This is a genomic window from Anabaenopsis sp. NIES-4685 (assembly GCF_059725405.1).
In genome coordinates, this window is sequence record NZ_AP043602.1 from 2,195,533 (window position 1) to 2,218,374 (window position 22,842).

Genomic DNA, 22,842 nt, shown 5'->3' on the forward strand with positions numbered 1-22,842 from the left:
GCAATTGATTAATTGCCCCTGGGAGTATAAAGCCTTTTTCAGGCTAATGAAGTACACATCAATTGCCTATTCCCTGTTCCGGTGTTCCCTGTTCCGGTGTTCCCTGAAACTAAAGAACTTTGTACCTCACGAGCATGGGAAATGCTATATTATTAATTTAATTTTGGCGATTCTAGGTCTTTAGCTACATAAGGGCGTGTTTTTGCAAATCCTCTAGTGAGCAGACTTCCAAAGCTCTAGAATGGGTAGCGCCAAGCACAACAGGGGGGGCGACACCAGCATCTAAAGCTTCTTGCCACGGGCCGCACATAAACACCAGCGATCGCCTGGTCGTAGTCCAGGAAAATTAAATTGGGGAACGGCTGTACTCAAGTCATTCCCCTGGGATTTAGTAAACTCGAGAAATTCTGGTGTAACTTGGGCGCAAACAACATGCATCCCGAAATCCTGACCACCTGTATTACAAAAGCCATCGCGGTAATAGCCAGTCATGGGAGATGTACAGCAACTCTCCAGGTTGGTTCCTAGTACGTTTTTTGCCTGTGTCATAGTCAATTTTTAATTTTTGTAGTAATTTTCAGATTAAGACTCCCGTAATACATATCCCACGCCGCGCACTGTTTGAATCAGACGTTTATGAGTGTCACATTCAATTTTCAGGCGTAAGTAGCGAATGTACACCTCTATCACATTGGACTCACCCATAAAATTGTAACCCCAAACATTTTCTAAAATTTGTTCGCGGGTTAATACCTCGCGGGGGTGTTCCATTAAAAATTTTAATAGTTCAAATTCTTTCATTGTCAAGTCAATTGACCGTCCGTTATGCATAGCGCGACGGGTGGCGACATCTAAAACCAAATCCCCAAAACGTAACTGTTCTGTGGTTTCAACATCAGGCTTTAAATACAGGCGAATTAAGTTTAAAAAGTCTTCCGGGCGGTAAGGCTTGAGGACATAATCATCAGCCCCAGCTTCTAAACAAGCCACCCGGTCATCTACTGTATCCCTGGCCATGAGCATCAATACAGGGGCGCACATCCCGGCATTTCTGAGTTTTTTACACAACAAGAGTCCTGATTCTCCTGAGAGCATCCGGTCTACAACAATTAAAGCAGGTGGCCGATGGCTTTGCCCACTAGATGCATCGCGGCAGTATTGTAAACCGCTAGCCGCATCATGGGCTAAAATCGCTTCATAGCCGGCTTCTCGCAAATCAAAGCCTAACTGATTTGCCAGACTCTCATCGGTTTCAATCACCAGAACACAGGGATTGTGAGCAATTGTCATCATTAGTTAGTAGGAATCTTGGATGGGAGATTTGAGATTTCTCAGAGATTGGGACACAGACTGAATCAAGAAAATAATTATCACAGGGGTATACAGACTAAGAGTGAGCTAGTCCTAAGCTGACTATTTTATAAACAAAACTATACTTATGTTGACAAGAATTGACATAAGTGAGTTAAGAAAATCGCCCACTTGATATATAATCCTACGATATCAAGTATTGAATTAAGACTATTGCCAACGCGAAAACCAAGCAATGATAGCGGTAGTCTTTCTTGTAAATCTTAAGAGAAATATCGCGTCTGGCTAAGGCGTGCAAGTCTACTAAGGGATAACCGCTCCCATGCTCCCGTTGAAGTAGAAAGTAAAGTCTAGCTTTGTCTAGGTTTTATATAGCAGGTATGCGCCGGTAATCAAGATAGATGCAATTTTTATCCCTGATTGCCGGTAGCAGATGATTCCTAGTAATTTATGGTTACTAAGGGAGCTCTACCGATGTCGGTTTGGCGATATGTGGTAGACCCCAACCGAGCTTTTCTCGCAAGATGCGGAAAAATTCCGGCGGTTGCAGACGAATGAATCGGACACTATAGCGCGATCGCACTAAACATACCCGATCTTCTGGGAAGATATAACATCCCCCATTACCATCAACTACCATCACCAGTCGGGGAATATTGACTGGGTAGATGTTGACTGTTTCTGTATCTGGAAATACCAACGCCCTAGAAGCCAGGGAGTGAGGGCAAATGGGTACTAACTGCAAGACAGGTACACCAGGAGTGATGACCGGACCCCCGGCACTTAATGAATAAGCAGTGGAACCCGTGGGGGTAGAAACTATGATACCATCCGCCGCAATATCCACTGGTGCGTGTCGCCCCACAGCAATTTCAAAATGGCACATAGAGGTTAAGGGTTCTCGATGCAAAACCATTTCATTTAAGCAGAGGGCTTCCCACAGCACGGACTCACCGCGAAACACCCTCACAGTGAGCATGGCTTGTTCTTCGATGTCAAAATCACCCGCCATCGCTTGCTCTATAGCTTGAGGGAGTTGATTAACATAAGTTTCCGTCAAAAATCCCATATGACCGGTATTCACCGTTAACAGGGGAATACCAGTAGGGGCGACCTGACGGGAAGCTGCTAAAACAGTGCCATCTCCCCCTAGTACCACAGCGAAACTCATTTCCGAGTCGAAACCGGGGGGAGTTAGTCCATCAATGGGGGTGTGGCACACAGGACTCTCTGGACTAGAGTAGCCCAATATACCACCCATACTTGTAGTGGTAATTACATCCCAGCCAGCGGTGGTAAGTTTGTCTTGCAGTTCCATAGCGATGCGACTCGCTATCGGTTTAACGTTATTGTAAATAATGCCTGCTTTCGGCACACTCAAATATCCAAGTTTTGGCGATGCTTTTTACTTCTGTCATCCTGACATATTTTGGACACTGTAGTCATTAGTCTCTGAAAAAATCCCCATGAATCACCAATGACCAGGAACTAATCATTTTATTGACTATTAACTTTGGAAGACTGCTTAAACGGAGTCTTTTTAGATTTCTCTTTTTTTTGTTTCGATTTATTTTTCTCGTAGTCTAGCTCTTTGAGCTTCTTCATAATGCGACTGAAATAATCTTGTAGGTAGCTTTCCAGAGTTGTGGTTTGTTCTTTGTCTAATCCCAAGAGTTGGTAAACATCATCCATGGGAGCATTTAACGGTTTACCACTGGCTAGGACTTCTGTAAATTCCAGCCTGTCTGCAACGTTCCACCCCCACTGAAAGAAGCGGATAACTCGGCGCACTGTACGCAGTAGGTTAATTGGCATTTTGGTGATTCTGGCTTCTTTCCCAGATAAACGCTCACACAGGTTAATAATTTCCTCAGCGCTCCAAGGGCGAGTACCCACCACAGGGAAAGCTTGTTTGTGCGTTTCTGGCACACTCAAACTGCGAATAGCAAATTTAGCGATGTCTTGAGTATCCATATAAGCCACTGGGGAAGAATTACCAGTTACCCAAACTGGTTGATTTTCCAAAATGGGGATACCATATTGACCGATTAGGCCTTGCATAAAGCCAGCTAGCCGCAAAATTGTGTAGTTTATACCAGACTCAGCTAAAAATAGTTCTGTACACCGCTTAATTTCCATCAGTGGTACTTCTGGATACTGGTCTGCATCAAGAATAGAAAAGAATATAAAACGTTCTACACCCGCAGTTTTTGCGGCTTGAATTAATGCGACCTTACCATCCCAATCCACTTGTTTAATAGTCAGTGAATCTGTAGCACGAGATGTCGCCGCATCAATGACCGCTGTTACACCCTCCATCGCTCCTGTCAGGCTTTGGGGCTTACACAAATCCCCTTTGACTAATTCAGCACCCCATTCTTTGAGAAATGCAGCTCTTTTGGGACTCCGCACCAGACAGCGTACTTTATGCCCCTCATCGATCGCACGACGAGCCACTTGTCTTCCTAATGTGCCAGTGGCACCGACAATTAATAAAGTCATGAGGTTAGTAATAAATTTTTAACTTTTATGAAATGAATCTTAACAGAATTAGCTGTCTAAACAAAAGTTTACATTATTTTCATTAATCTCTTGAATCTTGGCAGGTCTGGGAAGCGGGAAGCAAGAGAAGTTAATTCTATGTCTCGGTCTCGGTTCCCAGCCCCCACCCTGCGAGGATTATTCCTCTGCGCCCTGAATTTTCAGTAATAAAGCACCTAAGGCCCAACCCACGAAGATTAAACCGAAAGACAACAGCGCTGCATTCAGAAGTTCGCCGCTCATGAGTGTGATTCTCCTTTACGAATGGTTGATGTTCAGTTTTGCTACAGGAAAACCTTAAGATTTCCTCTTAACTGGGCTGCTTTCACTAGATTGAGTCATGACTCCAATCTAATTTTCACCAGTTCCATGACAAAATGCTCACAATTGTTCACATTTTTTTGGCTTTTACTCAGAAGTATCGCCACTATGCTAGTCCACCAGTTGACACCACCAAGGCATAGCCCTGAGGCATATTCGGTTAAACTAGCTCTACTAGAAGCGCTATCAAGGCTTCTTTTTCATGAGACCTGTGTAAATAATTCTAAACCAGTTTGATGCTCAATCCCTAATTTTCCCTTTGACAAGTTCCTAGATGGCAGTTTTATTCAATATATCTTTGTATTAAATGAATCAAATCAAAACAGTGAAATTCTCAAATATAAATCCCCCGCGTTTGGCGTTAACACTGGGAGACCCGGCTGGAATCGGACCAGAGGTAATTTTAAAGGCTTTGGCTGATAGAGCTATTCGTCAAAAATATGACCTGACAGTTGTGGGTAATAGAGATTTATTGTTAGGGGTCTATGAACGACTCAATACAATTGATTTAGCTCATCCAGACCAGTTACAAGTGCTGGATGTGCCATTAGATAGGGAAATTACAGACAATATTATTGTGGGTCAGGGTAATGCTGCTAGTGGTGCGGCTAGTTTTGCCTATATGGAAGATGCGATCGCCAGCACATTGTCGGGTAATTTTGATGCTATTGTCACCGGACCGATTGCTAAATCTGCTTGGAAGTTGGCAGGTTACAATTATCCCGGACAAACCGAACTTCTAGCCGCAAAAGCTGGGGTTGACCGCTTCGGGATGTTATTTGTCGCCCGCTCTCCTCACACTGCTTGGACACTCCGCACTTTACTAGCTACCACACACATTCCCTTAAGTCAAGTAGCCCATACACTCACACCAAAATTATTGACAGAAAAATTAGATTTACTAGTGAAGTGTTTAGAACAGGATTTTGGCTTAAAAAGTGGCAGAATAGCGATCGCCGGTTTAAACCCCCACAGTGGGGAAGAAGGACAACTAGGAACCGAAGAACAAGACTGGTTAATTCCCTGGTTAGAACAAGAACGACAAAATCGCCCCCATTGGCAGTTAGAAGGGCCGATACCACCTGATACCATGTGGGTTAAGCCGGGTCTTGCTTGGTATGGTCATACTTCGGTGCATAATCCCGCCGATGCTTATTTGGCGCTTTACCACGACCAGGGCTTAATTCCCGTTAAGTTGATGGCTTTTGACCGCGCCGTTAACACTTCCATTGGGTTACCTTTTGTCCGCACTTCTCCAGATCATGGTACAGCATTTGACATTGCAGGACGGGGAATTGCTGATGCTACCAGTATGAAAGCAGCTATAGAGTTAGCGGCGGAATTAGTTATCAACCGTAAACCATAGATTATACTCTATGGTTTAGTCATAAACAATTGATTGTATAAGAATTAATTAGAGTAAACATTATAGATTAGTCTAATTATGTAATTCCTTTTTGGCCAGAAAAAAGGTAAGCTAGAAAAATTAAAGAAAAATAAATTTATCATTCGCCAAATAAGTAGCTAACTGGAAGCCAGAGGAAATTATCTCTAGTGCCTAGCTAATTTATACCATCAATAAAGAGGTGAATTTCATGATTCAGTTTCTCATAGGGACTGTGTGGCTAGTCCCTTGTTATGCCTTTATCGGTGGACTTTTAGCCATCCCTTGGTCACCGGGAGTCATTAAGAAAACCGGCTCAAGACCAGCAGGTTATGTCAATTTATTCATGACATTTTTGTCATTACTTCATAGTGTCTTTGCTTTTATATTCATCTGGAATCAACCCCCCCAAGAAATATTTATTCCTTGGCTATCCACCGCAGGTTTAAACCTCACCATTACCTTAGAAATTTCTGCAGTTAGTGTAGGTGCAATGGTGGTAATCACTGGATTAAATTTCTTAGCACAAATTTTTGCAGTTGGTTACATGGAAATGGATTGGGGTTGGGGGCGCTTCTATTCTTTATTGGGATTGTTTGAAGCGGGATTATCTGCCCTAACTTTGTGCAATGATCTGTTTTTCAGCTATGTAATTTTGGAAATTCTCACACTAGGAACCTATCTGTTAGTAGGGTTATGGTTTAGTCAACCCTTGGTAGTCACTGGTGCTAGAGATGCTTTCCTCACCAAGCGGGTAGGAGACTTATTCTTACTCATGGGAGTCTTGGGTTTATGGACTTTATCAGGGACATGGGACTATACAGAGTTAGCAGCATGGGCGAGTAATGCTGAAGTAAATCCCACGGTGATCACATTAGTAGGTTTAGCATTAGTTGCTGGACCTATGGGTAAATGCGCTCAATTTCCCCTGCATTTATGGTTAGATGAAGCCATGGAAGGACCTATTCCTAGTACAATTTTACGTAACTCCGTAGTAGTTGCTAGCGGTGCATGGGTATTAATTAAACTCCAACCTGTATTAAGTTTATCCCCTGTGGTTTCATGGTTTATTGTCGCCATCGGTGTAGTTACTGCTGTAGGTGCATCCTTAATTGCGATCGCTCAAGTTGACGTTAAACGCTGCTTATCTTATTCTGTTAGTGCTTACATGGGCTTAGTGTTTATTGCTGTAGGCACGCAACAAGATGAAACAGCATTATTACTGGTACTTGCCCATGCTTTAGCATCTGCATTATTGGTCATGAGCACCGGGGGTATTGTCTGGAATAGTATCACCCAAGATGTTACTCAACTAGGTGGCCTGTGGACACGTCGCCCTATTTCCGGGTTAGCTTTTATCGTCGGTACTTTGGGATTAATTGCTTTTCCCCCCCTAGGTGGCTTTTGGGCTTTAGTGAAATTAGCTGATGGACTGTGGGAAAATTACCCCTGGTTAGTGGGAATTATTCTGATAGTCAACACCTTAACAGCCATCAGTTTAACGAGAGAATTTAGCTTAATTTTTGGTGGTCAAGCTAAACCAATGAGTGAGCGATCGCCCGAAGTTCATTGGCCGATGATCATGCCCATGGTGATATTATTTGGCGTAGTCCTGCATTTGCCTTTAGTTTTGCAAAGCTTATCAATATTACCTAGTTGGGCAACCCTAAATAAAGATTTAGTACTATTACTGATTTGGTCTAGTATTTTTGGTTGTAGCATTAGCGCCGTCATTTATTTAGGCAACATTCCCAAACCAATTCGCCTACCTTGGCAACCTTTACAAGACTTATTAGCTTACGACTTTTACACACCCAAAATTTATCGTATGACTATCATTTTCAGCGTTGACCAACTTTCTAAATTCGCTGATATGATTGACCGCTTCATAGTTGATGGTATCGTCAATTTCGTCGGGTTATTTTCCCTGTTAGGCGGCGAAGGATTGAAATACAGCACCACTGGACAGACCCAGTTTTATAACTTCACTGTACTGTTAGGAGTCAGCATTTTCTGTGTATGGATAACCTGGCCTTTCTGGAAAGTACAGTTTTTAAGTTTGATGTTTTAACGCCTCAACCGTAAATCAACACCAAGGAAAACATCGGGACCATATCATATGTTGAGTTTTCTGATTTGGATACCAATTATCAGCGCCGTAATTATTGGTTTTTTACCTCATAAACTCCTATCCCCTAGTCGCATTCGCCTAGTATCTTTAACCATAGCCGCCATAGTCTTAGGCTGGAACTTGTTGATTTTAGTGAAATTCGACCCCAGCAACTCTGGAATGCAATTTCAAGAATATCTCCCCTGGAATGAAACTTTGGGTTTGAGTTATCAACTGGGAGTTGATGGCTTATCAATTTTAATGTTGGTACTCAATAGTTTACTCACCTGGATAGCCATTTACAGCAGCAACAAAGAAACTGAACGCCCTCGACTATTTTACCCCCTAATTTTATTCGTGAGTGGGGGTGTGGCTGGTGCATTCTTAGCAGAAAACCTGCTGTTATTCTTCCTATTCTACGAACTAGAATTAATCCCCTTTTACCTGTTAATTTCCATTTGGGGAGGAGAAAAACGCACTTATGCGGGGATAAAATTCTTAATTTATACTGCTGTTTCCGGTGCTTTGATTTTAGCCAGCTTCCTAGGAATGGTATTTCTCAGTGGAGGTACGAGCTTTGCTTGGGATAGTTTATCTATTCAAAATATCGCCCCAGCTTTGCAATTTATCCTCTTAGCAGGAATTATCTTAGGTTTCGGAATTAAAATTCCTCTAGTTCCCTTCCATACTTGGTTACCTGATGCTTATGTAGAAGCTTCTGCACCCATTGCTATTTTATTAGGCGGCGTTTTAGCTAAGTTGGGAACCTATGGACTGTTGCGGTTTGGGATGGGAATGTTTCCCCAAGCTTGGAATGCAGTAGCACCAACCTTGGCTTTTTGGGGGGCTATTAGCGCAATTTATGCTGCTGTAATTGCGATCGCCCAAAAAGATATCAAGCGCATGGTAGCGTATAGCTCCATCGGTCACATGGGTTATATCTTACTAGCTAGCGCCTCTAGCACAGCTTTAGCCCTAGTGGGTGCAGTGGCTCAAATGTTCAGCCATGGTTTAATTCTGGCAATTCTTTTTCACCTAGTCGGGGTAGTAGAAGTCAAAGTTGGTACAAGGGAATTAGAAAAACTCAACGGTTTAATGAGTCCTATCCGCGGTTTACCCTTTATTAGCGCCCTACTAGTTCTCAGTGGTATGGCCAGCGCGGGTATTCCCGGTTTAACAGGATTTATAGCCGAATTTATTGTATTTCAAGGTAGTTTCTCAGTCTTTCCCATACCCACACTACTATGTATAGTATCCAGCGGTTTAACAGCGGTGTATTTCGTCATACTCCTCAACCGTACCTGTTTTGGCAAGCTGGATAATAATTTGGCTTACTATCCCAAAGTTTTGTGGTCAGAAAAAGTTCCCGCCTTAGTATTAGCAGCTCTCATTATCTTCTTGGGTGTACAACCCACCTGGTTAGTCCGTTGGAGCGAGACTACAACTACAGCCATGGTAGCCGCAATTACCCCCATAGAAAAAACCATAGTTGCTCAAATTCCGCACAATTAGCACTTCTGATCTTTGACCAACCCTTGACCATCATCATTGCGAGGCCATAATCATGGTACAAACTCCAGAGAAACCCACAAATAAACTACCTCCTTCCCGACATGAATTTGCTGATGTGATTCATCGCCTTGAAGCTGGTGGTTCTATGTTACCCGATACACCAGAAAATTTAAAACAAATCATCGGCATTTATAAAGCCTATGCTGTACCGATGGATTTTTACTGGCGTAACTTGCTGTATATTGCCGAACGAGTATTTTTAAATCCCCTACCCTTCTTTAAATACTTCTTACCTCAAGAATACTTAGAACTCCATAATCATTATGCCGGCGACGATGCAGAACTGAGAGTCTGGCGCGGCCCGGCCACCGCACACCCTGAACTTTTGGCATTTATCGACAAGGGTGAAACTATAAAAATGCCCAAATTATTACATCACCTATTCCATGACCGCATTAATATGGAGTTTGCCGAAGCCTGTATGCGGGCTATGTTTTGGCATAGAGGAATGGGTGGTAAATTTGACCCTTACTTAGACACACCGGAGTATAAAGCCAACGCCGATAGAGCCATCAAAGCCTATTTTCAAGGTAACCCATTCATGTTAGGGCTTTATAAACTCTTCCCAGATATGTTTATAGAACAATGTCGCCAAATGTCTTACTACGCCAATTTGGGGCTATTCTGGGAAGTCATGGCCCCTGTGTTTTTTGAAATGTCAGATTTATATGACGAAGGCAAAATTACCACAGTCCCCGAGGCCATGAATTTTCTGGTCAATGGCATTTTTGCAGTCGCCAATCGTCCCATTTACCATCATGTTTATATCCGGGGTGAATGTTACGAAATTATCCCCAAATCTCAAGGCTTTGTCTGGCTTTATGAAGCGGCGTTACCTTATGTAGAAGCTGTTTTTTATCGTACTGCACCTTTTAGAGGGACAAAATCTTATAATGCTCAGGCGCGCCAAATACCAGATAACCAAGCAGATTTTCACTATGGTATTCTTTATGCTGATGTGTTCCCCGTCGGTACAGCAGGTATTCCCCCAACACTGTTAATGCAAGATATGTTGCACTTCTTACCACCATATTTAGTGGAAGAATACAAACAACATTCTCGAGGTGAGGATGATATGTTAATTCAGTTGGGAGTTACTTTTCAACGGTCAATGTACAATGTTACCTCTGCGGTGATTCAAGCCTTACGCACGGCCCTTCATTATCCTTTAGATGACCCCGACCCTGAGCATTTACAAGCTAATCGAGACTTTTTCGAGGCGCAGTTAAACCGCTTTACCCGTCCTGACTACGGTATTCGTGATGCGGCCCGTCTGGGTGACGTTCAACGCCAAGATTATCGCTGAAGTGTTCCCTAAGACTAAGATCCGCGACTTCTTACATAATTGGGAGAATCTAAAATAACTTGTGTAGAAGTCGGGGATCTGTGTGACTCGAAGCTCATATATTTAAAACATGCGATCGCGAAGCGCTGCTGCACTGAGCAGATATCCTTTACCAGTTGCGTAAGGAGTAAATTAGTTAATTTTTCCTCAAAACTTAATTGCAAATCTCGAGATAAAGCCATCATTAAATCAATGACCTTATGTAAACTATATTATCAATTGTTGGGTTACGCCCTGCGCTTAACCCAACCTACATCTTGTGGGGTGGGTATCCTACCCGCCCTTGTTTTATTTTTGTAAATGAGAGTTAACCAACTGTGCAAATTCTTCTAAAGAACTAACATTAATTGCTGATACAAATATTTGTTCTAAAAAAGATGTATCATCAATTTTATTAATCCTTGCAACCAGATTCTCTGGAATGTCACCAAACCGCACTTGTAGCAGTTTGATAATATTTTGTTTCAGAGTTTGCTTGGTGGTTTTTTCTATAGTCCGTTGTTCAATGTTCGTTAACAATGGCATTTTTAGTTTCTCCTGATAATTAGTTAATTTTTCCTCAAAACTTAATTGCAAATCTCGAGATAAAGCCATCATTAAATCAATGACCTTATACAAATCCACAATCTCTTTACGGTTATAACCTCTTTCATAGAGTAATCTAGCTAACTTCCACTTCCACTGTTCCCTAACTGACAGATTGCTATTAGTGGCTTTAGTCTTTAAATGTGCCATCACCACTATAGTCATCCTATTTGACTTGAGAAATTATGAGTGAGGAAAGGGAACAGGGAACAGGGAACAGGGAACAGAAATTGTTCATGAATCATTTAGGATTGCTATATAGCAAAAATATTATTACTTTGCTCTAACTCCTCCCATTGATAATTTAGAAGCTTAACACTAGAAAAATTAAAGATTAGTTGACTACTCCCTAAACCATATCGGTAAGAATTAGGTTGCCAATTTTTCGTTTCATCCCCTAGTATAGCTAAACTAATCACCGGTTTTTGATATAAATCAAAAGCCCGATAGTTATAGATAAACATTCGTTGCGAAAATTCTTTATCATATTGACTTTGTACTTCTACATGAATTAATACCCAAACTTCTTGATTATCTAACAACCACACCTGAAATAATTTATCAGCATGGCGTGTTTTACTCTCCGCAGATGCGCTAATCTGCTCCAATTCTTTATCGAGAGAAACGGGGGTTTTATTCCAATCTATTTCTTGATTTATTTCTGGCTAAAAGAAGGCGAGAAAGGAATCAAAATAATCTCCTATTACTTCTTTCCATGTCTCATCATAGTTAGCTGTAATTTCGGTCATGGTCATTAGAGTTTGTTATTAATTATTTTTTCTGCTTCTTTGGGGAAATCAGTTATGTTCACCGGATAGAAGATATTATGTTATGTTGAGATTTAAGCACCTCATAGGACAATTGTATCTGAATATGTTAACTTTTATTAAAAGTTCAATATTTCCGAGAAAATTATGTACTGGGAGCCTATTTAATCATGTTACAAGGATGGATACAAATCGCCTTTACCCTAGTCATAGTCATCGGCACAACTCCATTATTAGGAAGGTATATAGCACAAGTTTTCATGGGAGAACAAACACTACTCGAACCCATAATTAATCCCTTAGAAAGAATAATTTATGCCTTAAGTGGGGTGCGTCACCAGGAAAATATGACAGGATGGCAATATACCCAAGCCTTGCTCCATAGCAATTTAGTCATGGGGATTTTAGTTTATTTAATCCTCATGTTCCAAGAATGGTTACCCCTAAATCCCACAGGATTAAGCGCGCCTAATTGGGATTTAGCATTACATACTACCATTTCCTTTGTTACCAACACCAACCAACAGCATTATACTGGTGAAACCACCTGGAGCTATGCCAGTCAAACCTTCGCTTTAGGTTTTTTAATGTTTACCTCAGCCGGTACCGGTATAACAGTTAGTATAGCCTTTATTCGTGGTTTAACTGGCAGACAGTTAGGCAACTTTTACAGTGACCTCATCAGGTCAATTACCCAGATATTATTGCCCATATCAATAATTGGCGGCTTATTATTGCTATTGGCTGGTGTACCAGAAACCTTAGCAGGACCAGCAACAGTCACAACCTTAGAAGGTGCCACCCAAGTAATAGCCCGTGGTCCGAGTGGCCCACTACGAAATTATTAAAGAACTCGGAGAAAACGGTGGTGGCTTCTTTGGTGTCAACTCAGCACATCCCTTTGAAAATCCTAATGGCTTCTCCAACTTATTAGAACAGTGGGCGATGATGGCCATACCCACATCACTAATTTACACCTACGGTATATTTATGAATAACCGTAAGCAAGCATGGTTAGTATTTTGGATGGTATTGATAATTTTCCTCTTCTTAGTAGGAATCACAGCAGTAGGCGAATTTGAAGGAAATCCCTTAGTTAATTCCCTCTTAGGAGCAGAGCAACCCAACTTAGAAGGAAAAGAAGTAAGATTTGGTTGGGCGCAAACCGCACTCTGGGCGGTCATGACCACAGCCACAATGTGCGGTGCTGTCAACGGAATGCACGATTCCTTAATGCCTCCTGGGGGTTTTGTCACCCTCTTTAATATGTTCTTACAAATAATTTGGGGAGGACAGGGAACCGGTACAGCGTACCTATTCATCTACTTAATTTTAACAGTATTTCTCACAGGCTTAATGGTAGGGAGAACACCAGAATTTTTAGGCAGAAAAATTGAAAAAAAAGAAATTGTTTTAGCCAGCATCATCTTATTAGTTCACCCCTTCGCCATTCTCATTCCTTGGGCGATTGTCTTTGCCTTTCCTAATAGCCTCTCTGGTATTAGTAACCCTGGATTTCATGGAGTTTCCCAGGTAATTTACGAATACGCTTCTGCGGCAGCTAACAACGGTTCTGGTTTAGAAGGATTAAATGATCATACCCTATGGTGGAACCTGAGTACAAGTATCAGTATCTTAGCTGGGCGTTATATCCCTATCATGGCACTGTTACTTTTAGCAGATAGTATGTCTGGTAAAAAACCAGTACCTACCACCACCGGAACCCTGAGAACCGACACCAAACTATTCACAGCAGTTACAGCGGGGGTAATTTTAATCTTGGGCGCTCTCACCTTCCTCCCCGCCCTAGTCCTAGGTCCGGTAGCAGAAGCATTTCAACTAGTAGCAGGAAACTAACCAAAAATTCCACCCATTCACCTAAAAATGGCAACAACTACAAGACGGCGAAAAAAACGCAGACATAAACCCCAAGTCCCACCATCTCAACTATACCCCCAAGCATTCCGGCAAGCATTTGTCAAACTGCACCCACGTAACATGATCAAGAATCCAGTCATGTTCCTAGTCTGGTTAGGTACTATCATCACAGCAGTGATGACAATTGCACCGAATATATTTGGCTCAACTACAGGGGAAAATCCCCGACTATTCAACGCACTAATCACCTTAATTTTATTCTCCACCGTTGTCTTTGCTAACTTTGCCGAAGCCGTAGCCGAAGGACGAGGTAAAGCCCAAGCGGATGCTTTGCGCTCTGCAAAATCGGAAGCCAAAGCCCAAAAAATTCTCCCCGATGGTTCTATTCAAGAGGTGAATTCTACAGCCTTACGGCGAGGGGATACAATCAAAGTCACCGCTGGTGATGTCATACCCGCCGATGGTGAAGTGATTAGCGGTGTAGCCTCCGTTGATGAATCAGCTATTACAGGAGAATCAGCACCGGTATTAAAAGAACCGGGTTCAGACATTGCCAGTTCTGTAACCGGAGGAACCCGTATAGTCTCCGACGAGCTGATCATTCGAGTCACCACCGACCCCGGACAAGGCTTTATTGACCGCATGATTAGTTTAGTAGAAGGCGCTTCCCGCAGCAAAACACCTAACGAAATTGCTTTGACAGTTTTGCTGGCAGTGCTCACCCAAGTATTTTTAGTGGTAATTGCCACATTACCTACGGTGTCATTTTACCTCAACTCACCCCTAAGTATTGCGGTACTCATAGCCTTACTTGTGGCTCTAATTCCTACTACCATCGGCGGCTTATTAAGTGCGATCGGCATTGCGGGAATGGATAGAGTAGCTCAATTTAATGTGATTGCCACTTCCGGGCGTGCAGTTGAAGCTTGCGGGGATATTAACACCCTGATCTTAGACAAAACCGGTACGATTACTTTGGGAAACCGCCTAGCAGAAGAATTTATTCCCGTCAATGGTCATTCTATGGTAGAGGTAGCCCAAGTTGCCCTAGCATCCAGTATCTTTGATCAAACACCAGAAGGTAAGTCAATTGTCACACTGGCAGAGAAATTAGGCGCAAAATTAGATTTTGACCCTCAACAAGCCGAAAGTATGGAATTTTCCGCCAGAACTCGCATGAGTGGCACTAACTTATCTAACGGCGTAGAAATTCGCAAAGGCGCAGTCAATGCTATTAAAGGATTTGTCAGGTCTCGCAATGGAGATTTAACATCTGAGCTTGACACCGCCTTTGAAAGAGTCTCCCAACTAGGTGGCACTCCCCTAGCCCTATGTAAAAACAATGAGATATATGGTGTAATTTATCTCAAGGATATAATCAAGCCGGGGATTCGGGAACGATTTGACCAGATGCGACGCATGGGCATTAAAACCATCATGCTCACAGGTGATAACCACATGACGGCATCTGTAATTGCCCAAGAAGCCGGAGTTGATGACTTCATCGCCGAAGCCACCCCGGAAGACAAAATTACAGTCATTCAGAGTGAACAAGCCCAAGGAAAACTGGTAGCCATGACCGGAGATGGCACCAACGATGCTCCCGCCTTAGCTCAAGCCAATGTAGGTGTAGCAATGAATACGGGTACTCAAGCAGCCAAAGAAGCCGCTAACATGGTAGACCTAGATTCTGACCCCACCAAGTTAATTGATATTGTCACTATTGGTAAACAATTGCTGATTACCCGTGGTGCACTCACCACCTTTTCCATTGCCAACGATATCGCCAAATACTTCGCTATCCTCCCGGCTATCTTCGCTGGTATTGGTGTTGGCCCTCTCAATATTATGGCTTTAACCAGTACCCAATCTGCCATTCTCTCGGCCTTAATTTACAATGCCTTAATCATTCCCGCACTCATCCCCCTAGCACTAACTGGCGTTAAATTCCGACCACTCACCGCCGACCAACTTCTACAACGGAACATATTCATCTACGGACTGGGCGGCGTGATCACACCCTTCATTGCCATCAAAATCATAGACCTTTTGATCACAATCATAGGACTGGCATAATCCCACAGCCTTTGGGTTTTAATTATGAAAAATCTATCTCTTACTCTGTGTCTTACCCTCTTCCTTAATTTATTCCTAGCACAAATCCTCTACGCCGCCACCCCTGAAGCAATATCACGCTCTGCATCCTACGCCATTACCCTTTTAGGACTAGCAACTTTTGCCGTCAGTATTTATTTGTTTGTCGTCATTTTTCAACCAGAGAAGTTTTAACTATTTTACTTATGTTTGATTCCTCTGATCATATTCATCTTCTCCCCCTCCGACGTGGGAAACATAAAATTTTTATTGGTATGGCTCCCGGTGTCGGCAAAACTTACAAAATGCTTGAGGAAGCACATCAACTCAAACAAGATGGAATTGATGTAGTGATCGGAATCTTAGAAACTCATGGACGCAAGGAAACCGCCATGAAAGCTGCGGGAATAGAGGTAATTCCCCAAAAAGCTTTTATCCACCAGAACGTTACTCTACAGGAATTAGATACAGATGCAATTGTGCAACGTTCCCCTCAACTCGTTTTAGTGGATGAACTCGCTCATACTAACGCCCCTGGTTCCCCAAGGAAAAAACGCTATCAGGATGTAGAAGTTATTTTAGCAGCGGGAATTGATGTTTATTCTACTGTTAATATTCAACATTTGGAAAGTTTGAATGATTTAGTCGCCAGAATTACAGGTGTTGTGGTGCGAGAGCGCATTCCTGATTATGTGTTAGATGAAGCTGATGCTGTTGTGGTGATTGATGTGACCCCACAAACTTTAGAAGAGCGCTTACAAGAAGGTAAAATTTACGCTGCTGAAAAAATTGAGCCATCTTTGAAAAACTTTTTTCGCCGTCGTAATCTGATTGCTTTACGGGAACTAGCATTAAGAGAAGTAGCAGATACCGTGGAAGAAGAAGCAAATACTGCCAACTTTTTACAGCCTAATTACAACATTCAAGAACGGGTTTTAGTATGTGTATCTACTTATCCTGGTTCTGTGCAATTATTACGCCGAGGCGCACGTATTGCCCACTATATGAATGCTCGACTGTATGCTGTGTTTGTGGCCAATCCTGAACGATTCTTGACTAAAGAAGAAAGTTTACACATAGATACCTGTGAGCATTTATGCCGGGATTTCGGCGGGGAATTTTTACATATTAAAAGCCAAAATGTTGCTCAAGAAATTTCTCAACTAGCAACAAATTATCATATTACACAAATTATTATTGGTGAAACTAAACAACCGCGTTGGCAAAGATGGTTTCAAAAGTCTTTTACTCAACAAATGATAGATTTAACTAGAAATAGAAATATAGACTTACATATTATTTCCACAGATAAATAAGTCATTGAATCAAAACCCAGATACCCGGAATTTCTTTGAGAAATTCCGGGAGCTAAGTGTGTAGATAGTTTAAATATGGTGTCTCCCTGCCAAAATTACCCTGTAAATCTGGAAAAAAATCTTTAATATTGCAGCAAGTATTAAGTAAATCAATGTTCAAATAAATCTTTAAATTGCAATAAATCTAAGGTGACAAGGGTCGGTAAAACTTGAAAGCATTCTTGAGCAATTTCCCAACGTTCTTCCCGTTTGAGCATCGCTGTAAGTTTTTGCTGTACACTCAATAGGTAGCGGACATCATTAGCAGCATAGTTGAGTTGAGCCTCTGATAAATTGGCAGCGTTACCCCAATCGGAACTCTGAGAGCTTTTATCTAATTCTATTTGTTCTAATTCCTGAACTACATCTTTGAGTCCATGACGATTGGTGTAGGTACGAGCTAGCTTACTGGCAATTTTGGTACAAAACACAGGTTGAACTCGAATCCCCAGATGATAACGCAAAGCAGCAATATCAAAGCGGGCGAAGTGGAAAACTTTCACCACGTTGACCGCTTCCAAAAGTGTCTTTAAATTTGGGGCTTCGGTTTGGCCTTTGGTGATCCCAATTACCGTGACTTGTCCCTGAAGATTACATAGCTGAACTAGACAGAGGCGATCGCGCTGTGGTAATAGTCCCATGGTTTCAGTATCCACAGCGATCGCCTCGGATTTTAAATACTCAGCCAAAGCAGCCTCAGTCAAGTCACCTATGGCCGCGCCACGTAGGCTATCACTGATTTGAAAATCTTGTAATGTCATGAACTACCTAAATATAAATGTAGTGTCTTTGAGAAAAAAACTATCAGACACTACATTAATTATGATGCCAAAATCGGTGTAAATCAATCTATCTACTGCGAATAAAAATTTGAGTTAGGTAAACTTCTCCTTCCTTGTTGGTAGCAACACCAATCCCCGTGAGGTCGTAGTCGCCATGAATATTCTGCAAGTGTCGCGGACTTTTCAACCACCCGGTAATGGCTTCGCCGACTGGATTACTATATCCTTTATTTAAGGCTAGATTCTCTGAGGCGTTATTATACTTTAGGGGAATGGCTGTGACACGCTGTTCAAATCCCTCATGGCTAAACGGGACTTTACCATTAGCCATGTTTTGGCTATGAATCCTCGCCTGTTGGCTAATATCTGTATTTAGTCTCAACTTTGGCAGATTCTGAGAGACTCGATATTGGTTAATTTTCTCAAAAACTGATTTCTCTAGTGCATTGGTTTTAATAGTAGTAGTAGTAGTTAACATTGCAGCCTGACTTGGAGGAATTAACAAAGGTTGACTACGATTAGTTGACTCTGTAGACCTGTGAGACGTTATGGAGGTATTCATTAATCCACTCGCAAGGACAAGCGTACTTAAAGCGATACCAAAAGCAGGTTGTCTAAACATGGACAGTTGCTTGATATGTGTAATTGCTAGACCTATAATCTAACTTCTGGTTCTAGGAATATATAACAGGATAATCTCGAAAATTAATTAAATTCCGGCATTTTGGCAAATAATCTTTAGTTTAATTAATGTATAATTTAGAACAATATAAATAAATGCCGACAATCTTCCACCGCTTCTATAACACTACGCATTTTGGTGAGGATGTTTTAGTTCTTGAGAAAATTTGTCCACAGATGAACACAAATCTAGAGGTCTTAGCGGTGTACAGATAACTTTATGGTAGATACCAAGTAAAATACCTATATAAATAAATTTTTAACTTGTGAAAGCTCTTGTCAGAAGAAATAATCAAATCACCACAAGATATATGTTTAAGTCCTTATTACTCCCAAAGGTTGGGAAAAGCATATTTGGGTGATAGTCTCCATCTGGTAAAATCCATGGAGCCGAATAGTATTAATCTGATCCTCACTTCACCACCATTTGCTCTCGCACGTCAAAAAGCATATGGTAACGAAAGCCCAGAAAAATATATTGAATGGTTTTTACCTTTCGCTCAGGAGTTTAAAAGGGTTCTAACTAATGATGGCTCATTGATTTTAGATTTGGGGGGCGCTTACCTGCGTGGTCATCCGGTGCGCAGTATCTACCAATATGAACTTCTGGTGAGACTGTGTAAAGAGGTTGGCTTTTTTTTAGCCCAAGAATTCTATCACTATAATCCTGCACGATTACCTACCCCTGCGGAGTGGGTGACAATCAGGCGAGTTCGTGTGAAAGATTCGGTAAATGTAGTTTGGTGGTTGTCAAAAACACCAAATCCTAAGGCTGATAACAGAAAAGTTTTAAAGCCATATAGTCAGAGTATGAAACAACTACTGAAAAATGGCTATAAAGCTAAAATGCGCCCCAGTGGTCATGATATTTCTGATAAGTTTCAGAAGGATAATCAGGGCGCAATTCCGCCAAATTTGCTAGAAATTGCCAATACTGAATCCAATAGCGCTTATTTACGGCGTTGTAAAGCAGAAGGGATTAAACCCCACCCCGCGCGGTTTCCTGTCAAGTTCGCTGAATTTTTCATCAAGTTTTTAACTGATGAGGGTGATATGGTGTTAGACCCCTTTGCAGGTTCCAATACCACTGGGTTTGTGGCTGAAAGTTGGGAACGCCGATGGATTTCTTGTGAAATTAATCAGGATTATGTGATGGGGAGTCGTTATCGGTTTAGTGATTGAAGAGCGAGACCTTGATTTAACTTACCACTGCGATAACCTTCTAAATCTAGAGTGACATAGATAAATCCCAACTCCTGAAATGCAGCAACTAGGGACTGTAAATTGGTAGTCAAGATAAAATCTTTGATATTTGCTGGTAATAATTCAATTCTGGCGGTATCACCTTCAGAACGCACGCGCAAATTCTCCCAACCCAGTTTTCGCAGATAAATTTCTGCTCTACCTACTCTTTGTAACTTGGCTATGGTAATCTCTTCACCGTAGGGAAAGCGAGAACTTAGACAAGGTTGAGCGGGTTTATCCCACCAGGGTAAACCGAGTTGTTGTGAAAGTTGACGGACTTCGGCTTTGCTGACACCGACCTCTGCTAAAGGCGATCGCGCACCTCTTTCTTTTGCTGCTTGAATTCCTGGGCGATAGTCCTGTAAGTCATCAGCATTCACCCCATCTACTACATAGGGATAACCTAACTGCATAGCTAAGGGTTTGAGGGTATCATGCAATTCACTTTTGCAAAAATAACAACGGTTGACAGGGTTAGAAGTGTAATTGGGATTGTCCATTTCATGAGTTTGGACTATTCTATGGGGAATCCCTATAGTTGCGGCTTGAATTTTCGCATCTTCTAGTTCTTCTGGTAACAGGGAAGGAGAAACAGCTGTGACAGCCAAAGCGCGATCGCCCAATACATCATAAGCAATCTTGGCCACCAAAGTGCTATCAATTCCTCCGGAGTAGGCAATCAAAGCCTGTTGCATTTCGCCAAATAAAACTTTTAACTGGTCAAACTTTTCTGTCAACATGATTTTGAAATCTACTCTCAACCCTATAGCACCCAATTAATTCTATTCTAGCGGATGTGTATATGGGTTGAACACCCACCGAAAACATCAAACTTATGGATATACAAATTGCTCAACTAATTGTTAATGGTATAGCTGTAGGTAGCATTATCGCCCTGGCCGCAGTGGGATTGACCCTGACCTACGGTATTTTACGGTTATCTAATTTTGCTCACGGTGATTTTCTCACTCTCTCTGCCTATTTGACCCTGTTACTCAATACCAGTGGTATCAATATTTGGCTATCCATGATTCTGGCGAGCGCGGGAACAGTAGCAGCAATGCTACTGTCTGAAAAGTTGTTATGGGCAAGAATGCGCTCTATTCGTGCTACCTCCACAACCTTAATTATTATTTCCATTGGGCTGGCTTTATTCCTGCGCAATGGTATTATCTTTTTCTGGGGCGGTCAAAACCAAAATTACAATTTACCCGTTACCACTGCTTTGAATGTTTTTGGCATCAGGATACCCCAAAATCAATTGCTGGTATTGGGGTTAGCAGTGGTGGCAATTTTGGCCTTGCACTACCTGCTGCAAAATACCAAAATTGGTAAAGCCATGCGTGCAGTTGCTGATGATTTAGACTTAGCTAGGGTTTCTGGGATTAATGTCGAGCAGGTCATCCTGTGGACTTGGATTATTGCGGGGATATTCACCTCTTTGGGTGGCAGTATGTACGGATTGATTACAGCAGTACGTCCCAATATGGGCTGGTTTTTGATTTTGCCCTTATTCGCTTCCGTAATTTTAGGCGGTATTGGTAACCCCTACGGTGCGATCGCCGCCGCGTTTATTATTGGTATCGCTCAAGAAGTGAGTAGCTTGTGGATCGGTTCACAGTATAAACAAGGTATAGCACTGTTAATGATGATTTTGGTGCTGCTCATTCGCCCCAAAGGTTTATTTAAAGGTACGATTTAAGCAGCACCGTCCACTTCTAATTATTCAATGATGTGGAAATAATAAGCTGCAACTAAGAAGTTAACAGCTAATAACAGCAATGCCCAGGCAGCACGGAAGGTGTAGGGGGGTTTAGCGCCCGTTGCTGGAACGGGGGAATTTTGAACTTTAGCCATCAGTCGTTCTCCTTCTTTTTTGACTTTATTCAGAAATACCAAACAGTCGTACCAAAAAACCAAAATCCTTTAAAAATATTTGTGTCAACCTTCCTCACCAGCATGGTAAGAGCTACGCACCAAAGGACCACAACGGACGTGGTTAAATCCCATTTGCCGTGCTACCCCTGATAGTGTATCAAATTCTTCTGGTGTCCAGTATTTTTGCACTGGCAAATGTTCTAAGGAAGGGCGCATATATTGGCCGATGGTGAGGCGATCGCATCCCACCGCCCTTAAATCCGCCATAGTTTCTATAACTTCTTCCCTGGTTTCACCGTGTCCCACCATTAAACCGGACTTAGTGGGGATAGTAGGATCAATTTCTTTCACCATAGCCAACACATTCAGGGAGCGATCGTACTTAGCACCCCGACGCACCGGACCTGTTAACCGCCGTACCGTCTCCACATTGTGATTAAAACAAGCGGGTTTAGCGGTGACAATTGTGGCTATTCTTGCTCGTTGTCCTGATTCTCCCGCACCAGCGCCGCCCCAAAAATCTGGTGTTAGCACTTCGATTTGAGTTTCTGGATTTAACAGGCGAATATTATCTATTGTCTTGACAAAATGCCCCGCCCCCTGGTCTGGTAAATCATCACGGGCTACAGAAGTCAGAACCACATAACGTAATCCCAACAGTTGCACAGCTTCAGCTACTTTTTGCGGTTCCTCTAAGTCAATAGGCATAGGGGCATGACCCTTATCTACTTGACAAAAAGCACAAGAGCGTGTACAAACTGGGCCTAATAGTAAGAAAGTGGCAGTTTTTTGAACATAGCATTCTCCTCGGTTGGGGCATCGTCCCTCTTCACAAATTGTATGAATTTGGCGTTGCTTAATAATCCGTTGTACAGTAGAAAGCTCACTAGCCCTGCCAATAGAGCGGCGTAACCAGCTAGGCATAGTTAGGCTCCCGGTGGGGAGGGGTTGGGGTGCTGGTTGTGGCGTAGTCATAGACATTTAAGCAATATC

At 42.2% G+C, this 22,842-nt stretch carries 20 protein-coding genes and 2 pseudogenes; 10 read left to right on the plus strand and 12 right to left on the minus strand.

Annotation, left to right across the window (positions count from 1 at the left end; genetic code table 11):
* Positions 1–184: 184 nt before the first annotated feature.
* From AC6IZ0_RS09740 to petM, 5 genes and pseudogenes are all read right to left on the minus strand, one after another.
* Positions 185–549 (minus strand): annotated as a pseudogene (locus AC6IZ0_RS09740) (DUF2237 family protein).
* Positions 550–582: 33 nt separating this feature from the next.
* Positions 583–1,290 carry a response regulator transcription factor NblR gene (gene nblR, locus AC6IZ0_RS09745; RefSeq protein WP_271732026.1) on the minus strand — a complete coding sequence of 236 codons (708 nt, stop codon included), beginning with the start codon at positions 1,288–1,290 and terminating at the stop codon, positions 583–585.
* 478 nt (positions 1,291–1,768) lie between these two features.
* A complete protein-coding gene (locus AC6IZ0_RS09750; RefSeq protein ID WP_271734614.1) occupies positions 1,769–2,686 on the minus strand; it encodes an NAD(+) kinase in 918 nt (305 codons plus the stop codon).
* 122 nt (positions 2,687–2,808) lie between these two features.
* Positions 2,809–3,813 (minus strand): SDR family oxidoreductase, encoded by a 1,005-nt coding sequence (locus tag AC6IZ0_RS09755; protein ID WP_271734616.1) that lies wholly within the window; start codon positions 3,811–3,813, stop codon positions 2,809–2,811.
* Positions 3,814–3,990: 177 nt separating this feature from the next.
* Positions 3,991–4,095 carry a cytochrome b6-f complex subunit PetM gene (gene petM / locus AC6IZ0_RS09760; RefSeq protein WP_010998885.1) on the minus strand — a complete coding sequence of 35 codons (105 nt, stop codon included), beginning with the start codon at positions 4,093–4,095 and terminating at the stop codon, positions 3,991–3,993.
* 385 nt (positions 4,096–4,480) lie between these two features.
* Between petM and pdxA the strand changes: the two genes are divergently transcribed.
* The 4 genes from pdxA to AC6IZ0_RS09780 all read left to right on the plus strand — a co-directional run bounded on the left by pdxA (position 4,481) and on the right by AC6IZ0_RS09780 (position 10,545).
* On the plus strand, positions 4,481–5,539 hold the full coding sequence (gene pdxA, locus AC6IZ0_RS09765; protein ID WP_497725924.1) for a 4-hydroxythreonine-4-phosphate dehydrogenase PdxA: 1,059 nt from the start codon (positions 4,481–4,483) through the stop codon (positions 5,537–5,539).
* A gap of 229 nt (positions 5,540–5,768) precedes the next feature.
* Positions 5,769–7,628, plus strand: a complete 1,860-nt coding sequence (locus AC6IZ0_RS09770; RefSeq protein ID WP_497725925.1) for an NAD(P)H-quinone oxidoreductase subunit F — start codon at positions 5,769–5,771, stop codon at positions 7,626–7,628.
* A gap of 48 nt (positions 7,629–7,676) precedes the next feature.
* Positions 7,677–9,179, plus strand: coding sequence for an NADH-quinone oxidoreductase subunit M (locus AC6IZ0_RS09775; RefSeq protein ID WP_497725926.1), 1,503 nt, complete (start codon positions 7,677–7,679; stop codon positions 9,177–9,179).
* Between the two features lie 52 nt (positions 9,180–9,231).
* Positions 9,232–10,545: a CO2 hydration protein gene (locus AC6IZ0_RS09780; RefSeq protein WP_497725927.1), complete on the plus strand. Its 1,314-nt coding sequence runs from the start codon at positions 9,232–9,234 to the stop codon at positions 10,543–10,545.
* 327 nt (positions 10,546–10,872) lie between these two features.
* Here AC6IZ0_RS09780 and AC6IZ0_RS09785 read toward each other — a convergent pair whose 3' ends face one another.
* Positions 10,873–11,334 carry a hypothetical protein gene (locus AC6IZ0_RS09785; protein WP_497725928.1) on the minus strand — a complete coding sequence of 154 codons (462 nt, stop codon included), beginning with the start codon at positions 11,332–11,334 and terminating at the stop codon, positions 10,873–10,875.
* A gap of 89 nt (positions 11,335–11,423) precedes the next feature.
* Complete coding sequence (locus tag AC6IZ0_RS09790) at positions 11,424–11,777, minus strand: hypothetical protein (protein ID WP_497725929.1); 354 nt, start codon at positions 11,775–11,777, stop codon at positions 11,424–11,426.
* A gap of 329 nt (positions 11,778–12,106) precedes the next feature.
* Here AC6IZ0_RS09790 and kdpA point away from each other — a divergent pair.
* The 4 genes and pseudogenes from kdpA (at position 12,107) to AC6IZ0_RS09810 (ending at position 17,224) form a co-directional block, all read left to right on the plus strand.
* Positions 12,107–13,793, plus strand: a pseudogene (kdpA, locus tag AC6IZ0_RS09795) (potassium-transporting ATPase subunit KdpA).
* Between the two features lie 27 nt (positions 13,794–13,820).
* On the plus strand, positions 13,821–15,890 hold the full coding sequence (gene kdpB, locus AC6IZ0_RS09800) for a potassium-transporting ATPase subunit KdpB (RefSeq protein WP_497725930.1): 2,070 nt from the start codon (positions 13,821–13,823) through the stop codon (positions 15,888–15,890).
* A gap of 24 nt (positions 15,891–15,914) precedes the next feature.
* The gene (locus AC6IZ0_RS09805) at positions 15,915–16,103 is read left to right on the plus strand and encodes a potassium-transporting ATPase subunit F (RefSeq protein WP_271734630.1); all 189 of its coding nucleotides are present in this window, start codon (positions 15,915–15,917) and stop codon (positions 16,101–16,103) included.
* Between the two features lie 11 nt (positions 16,104–16,114).
* Positions 16,115–17,224: a sensor protein KdpD gene (locus tag AC6IZ0_RS09810; RefSeq protein ID WP_271734632.1), complete on the plus strand. Its 1,110-nt coding sequence runs from the start codon at positions 16,115–16,117 to the stop codon at positions 17,222–17,224.
* A 149-nt stretch (positions 17,225–17,373) separates the two neighbouring features.
* On the opposite strand, the gene AC6IZ0_RS09815 is transcribed toward AC6IZ0_RS09810, so the two are convergent.
* Positions 17,374–18,024: a ribonuclease D gene (locus AC6IZ0_RS09815; RefSeq protein WP_497725931.1), complete on the minus strand. Its 651-nt coding sequence runs from the start codon at positions 18,022–18,024 to the stop codon at positions 17,374–17,376.
* An 88-nt stretch (positions 18,025–18,112) separates the two neighbouring features.
* Positions 18,113–18,667, minus strand: a complete 555-nt coding sequence (locus AC6IZ0_RS09820; protein ID WP_497725932.1) for a CAP domain-containing protein — start codon at positions 18,665–18,667, stop codon at positions 18,113–18,115.
* A gap of 335 nt (positions 18,668–19,002) precedes the next feature.
* Between AC6IZ0_RS09820 and AC6IZ0_RS09825 the strand changes: the two genes are divergently transcribed.
* On the plus strand, positions 19,003–19,908 hold the full coding sequence (locus AC6IZ0_RS09825; RefSeq protein ID WP_271734636.1) for a DNA-methyltransferase: 906 nt from the start codon (positions 19,003–19,005) through the stop codon (positions 19,906–19,908).
* Here AC6IZ0_RS09825 and larE read toward each other — a convergent pair.
* Positions 19,890–20,711, minus strand: a complete 822-nt coding sequence (gene larE, locus AC6IZ0_RS09830; RefSeq protein WP_271734637.1) for an ATP-dependent sacrificial sulfur transferase LarE — start codon at positions 20,709–20,711, stop codon at positions 19,890–19,892. The genes AC6IZ0_RS09825 and larE overlap by 19 nt on opposite strands.
* 95 nt (positions 20,712–20,806) lie before the next feature.
* Between larE and AC6IZ0_RS09835 the strand changes: the two genes are divergently transcribed.
* The gene (locus AC6IZ0_RS09835) at positions 20,807–21,673 is read left to right on the plus strand and encodes a branched-chain amino acid ABC transporter permease (RefSeq protein WP_271734640.1); all 867 of its coding nucleotides are present in this window, start codon (positions 20,807–20,809) and stop codon (positions 21,671–21,673) included.
* 20 nt (positions 21,674–21,693) lie between these two features.
* On the opposite strand, the gene psaX is transcribed toward AC6IZ0_RS09835, so the two are convergent.
* Both psaX and lipA read right to left on the minus strand, forming a co-directional pair.
* A complete protein-coding gene (psaX, locus tag AC6IZ0_RS09840; protein ID WP_089090711.1) occupies positions 21,694–21,828 on the minus strand; it encodes a photosystem I protein PsaX in 135 nt (44 codons plus the stop codon).
* 84 nt (positions 21,829–21,912) lie between these two features.
* On the minus strand, positions 21,913–22,824 hold the full coding sequence (gene lipA / locus AC6IZ0_RS09845) for a lipoyl synthase (protein WP_497726034.1): 912 nt from the start codon (positions 22,822–22,824) through the stop codon (positions 21,913–21,915).
* Between the last annotated feature and the right edge of the window lie 18 nt (positions 22,825–22,842).

Excerpts from the sequence above, each read along its gene's own strand:
- nblR (WP_271732026.1), bottom strand. The coding sequence starts at position 1,290 with ATGACAATTGCTCACAATCCCTGTGTTCTGGTGATTGAAACCGATGAG.
- AC6IZ0_RS09755 (WP_271734616.1), bottom strand. The coding sequence starts at position 3,813 with ATGACTTTATTAATTGTCGGTGCCACTGGCACATTAGGAAGACAAGTG.
- petM (WP_010998885.1), bottom strand. The coding sequence starts at position 4,095 with ATGAGCGGCGAACTTCTGAATGCAGCGCTGTTGTCTTTCGGTTTAATC.
- pdxA (WP_497725924.1), top strand. The coding sequence starts at position 4,481 with ATGAATCAAATCAAAACAGTGAAATTCTCAAATATAAATCCCCCGCGT.
- AC6IZ0_RS09770 (WP_497725925.1), top strand. The coding sequence starts at position 5,769 with ATGATTCAGTTTCTCATAGGGACTGTGTGGCTAGTCCCTTGTTATGCC.
- AC6IZ0_RS09775 (WP_497725926.1), top strand. The coding sequence starts at position 7,677 with ATGTTGAGTTTTCTGATTTGGATACCAATTATCAGCGCCGTAATTATT.
- AC6IZ0_RS09780 (WP_497725927.1), top strand. The coding sequence starts at position 9,232 with ATGGTACAAACTCCAGAGAAACCCACAAATAAACTACCTCCTTCCCGA.
- AC6IZ0_RS09785 (WP_497725928.1), bottom strand. The coding sequence starts at position 11,334 with ATGACTATAGTGGTGATGGCACATTTAAAGACTAAAGCCACTAATAGC.
- kdpB (WP_497725930.1), top strand. The coding sequence starts at position 13,821 with ATGGCAACAACTACAAGACGGCGAAAAAAACGCAGACATAAACCCCAA.
- AC6IZ0_RS09805 (WP_271734630.1), top strand. The coding sequence starts at position 15,915 with ATGAAAAATCTATCTCTTACTCTGTGTCTTACCCTCTTCCTTAATTTA.
- AC6IZ0_RS09810 (WP_271734632.1), top strand. The coding sequence starts at position 16,115 with ATGTTTGATTCCTCTGATCATATTCATCTTCTCCCCCTCCGACGTGGG.
- AC6IZ0_RS09815 (WP_497725931.1), bottom strand. The coding sequence starts at position 18,024 with ATGACATTACAAGATTTTCAAATCAGTGATAGCCTACGTGGCGCGGCC.
- AC6IZ0_RS09820 (WP_497725932.1), bottom strand. The coding sequence starts at position 18,667 with ATGTTTAGACAACCTGCTTTTGGTATCGCTTTAAGTACGCTTGTCCTT.
- larE (WP_271734637.1), bottom strand. The coding sequence starts at position 20,711 with ATGTTGACAGAAAAGTTTGACCAGTTAAAAGTTTTATTTGGCGAAATG.
- AC6IZ0_RS09835 (WP_271734640.1), top strand. The coding sequence starts at position 20,807 with ATGGATATACAAATTGCTCAACTAATTGTTAATGGTATAGCTGTAGGT.
- psaX (WP_089090711.1), bottom strand. The coding sequence starts at position 21,828 with ATGGCTAAAGTTCAAAATTCCCCCGTTCCAGCAACGGGCGCTAAACCC.
- lipA (WP_497726034.1), bottom strand. The coding sequence starts at position 22,824 with ATGACTACGCCACAACCAGCACCCCAACCCCTCCCCACCGGGAGCCTA.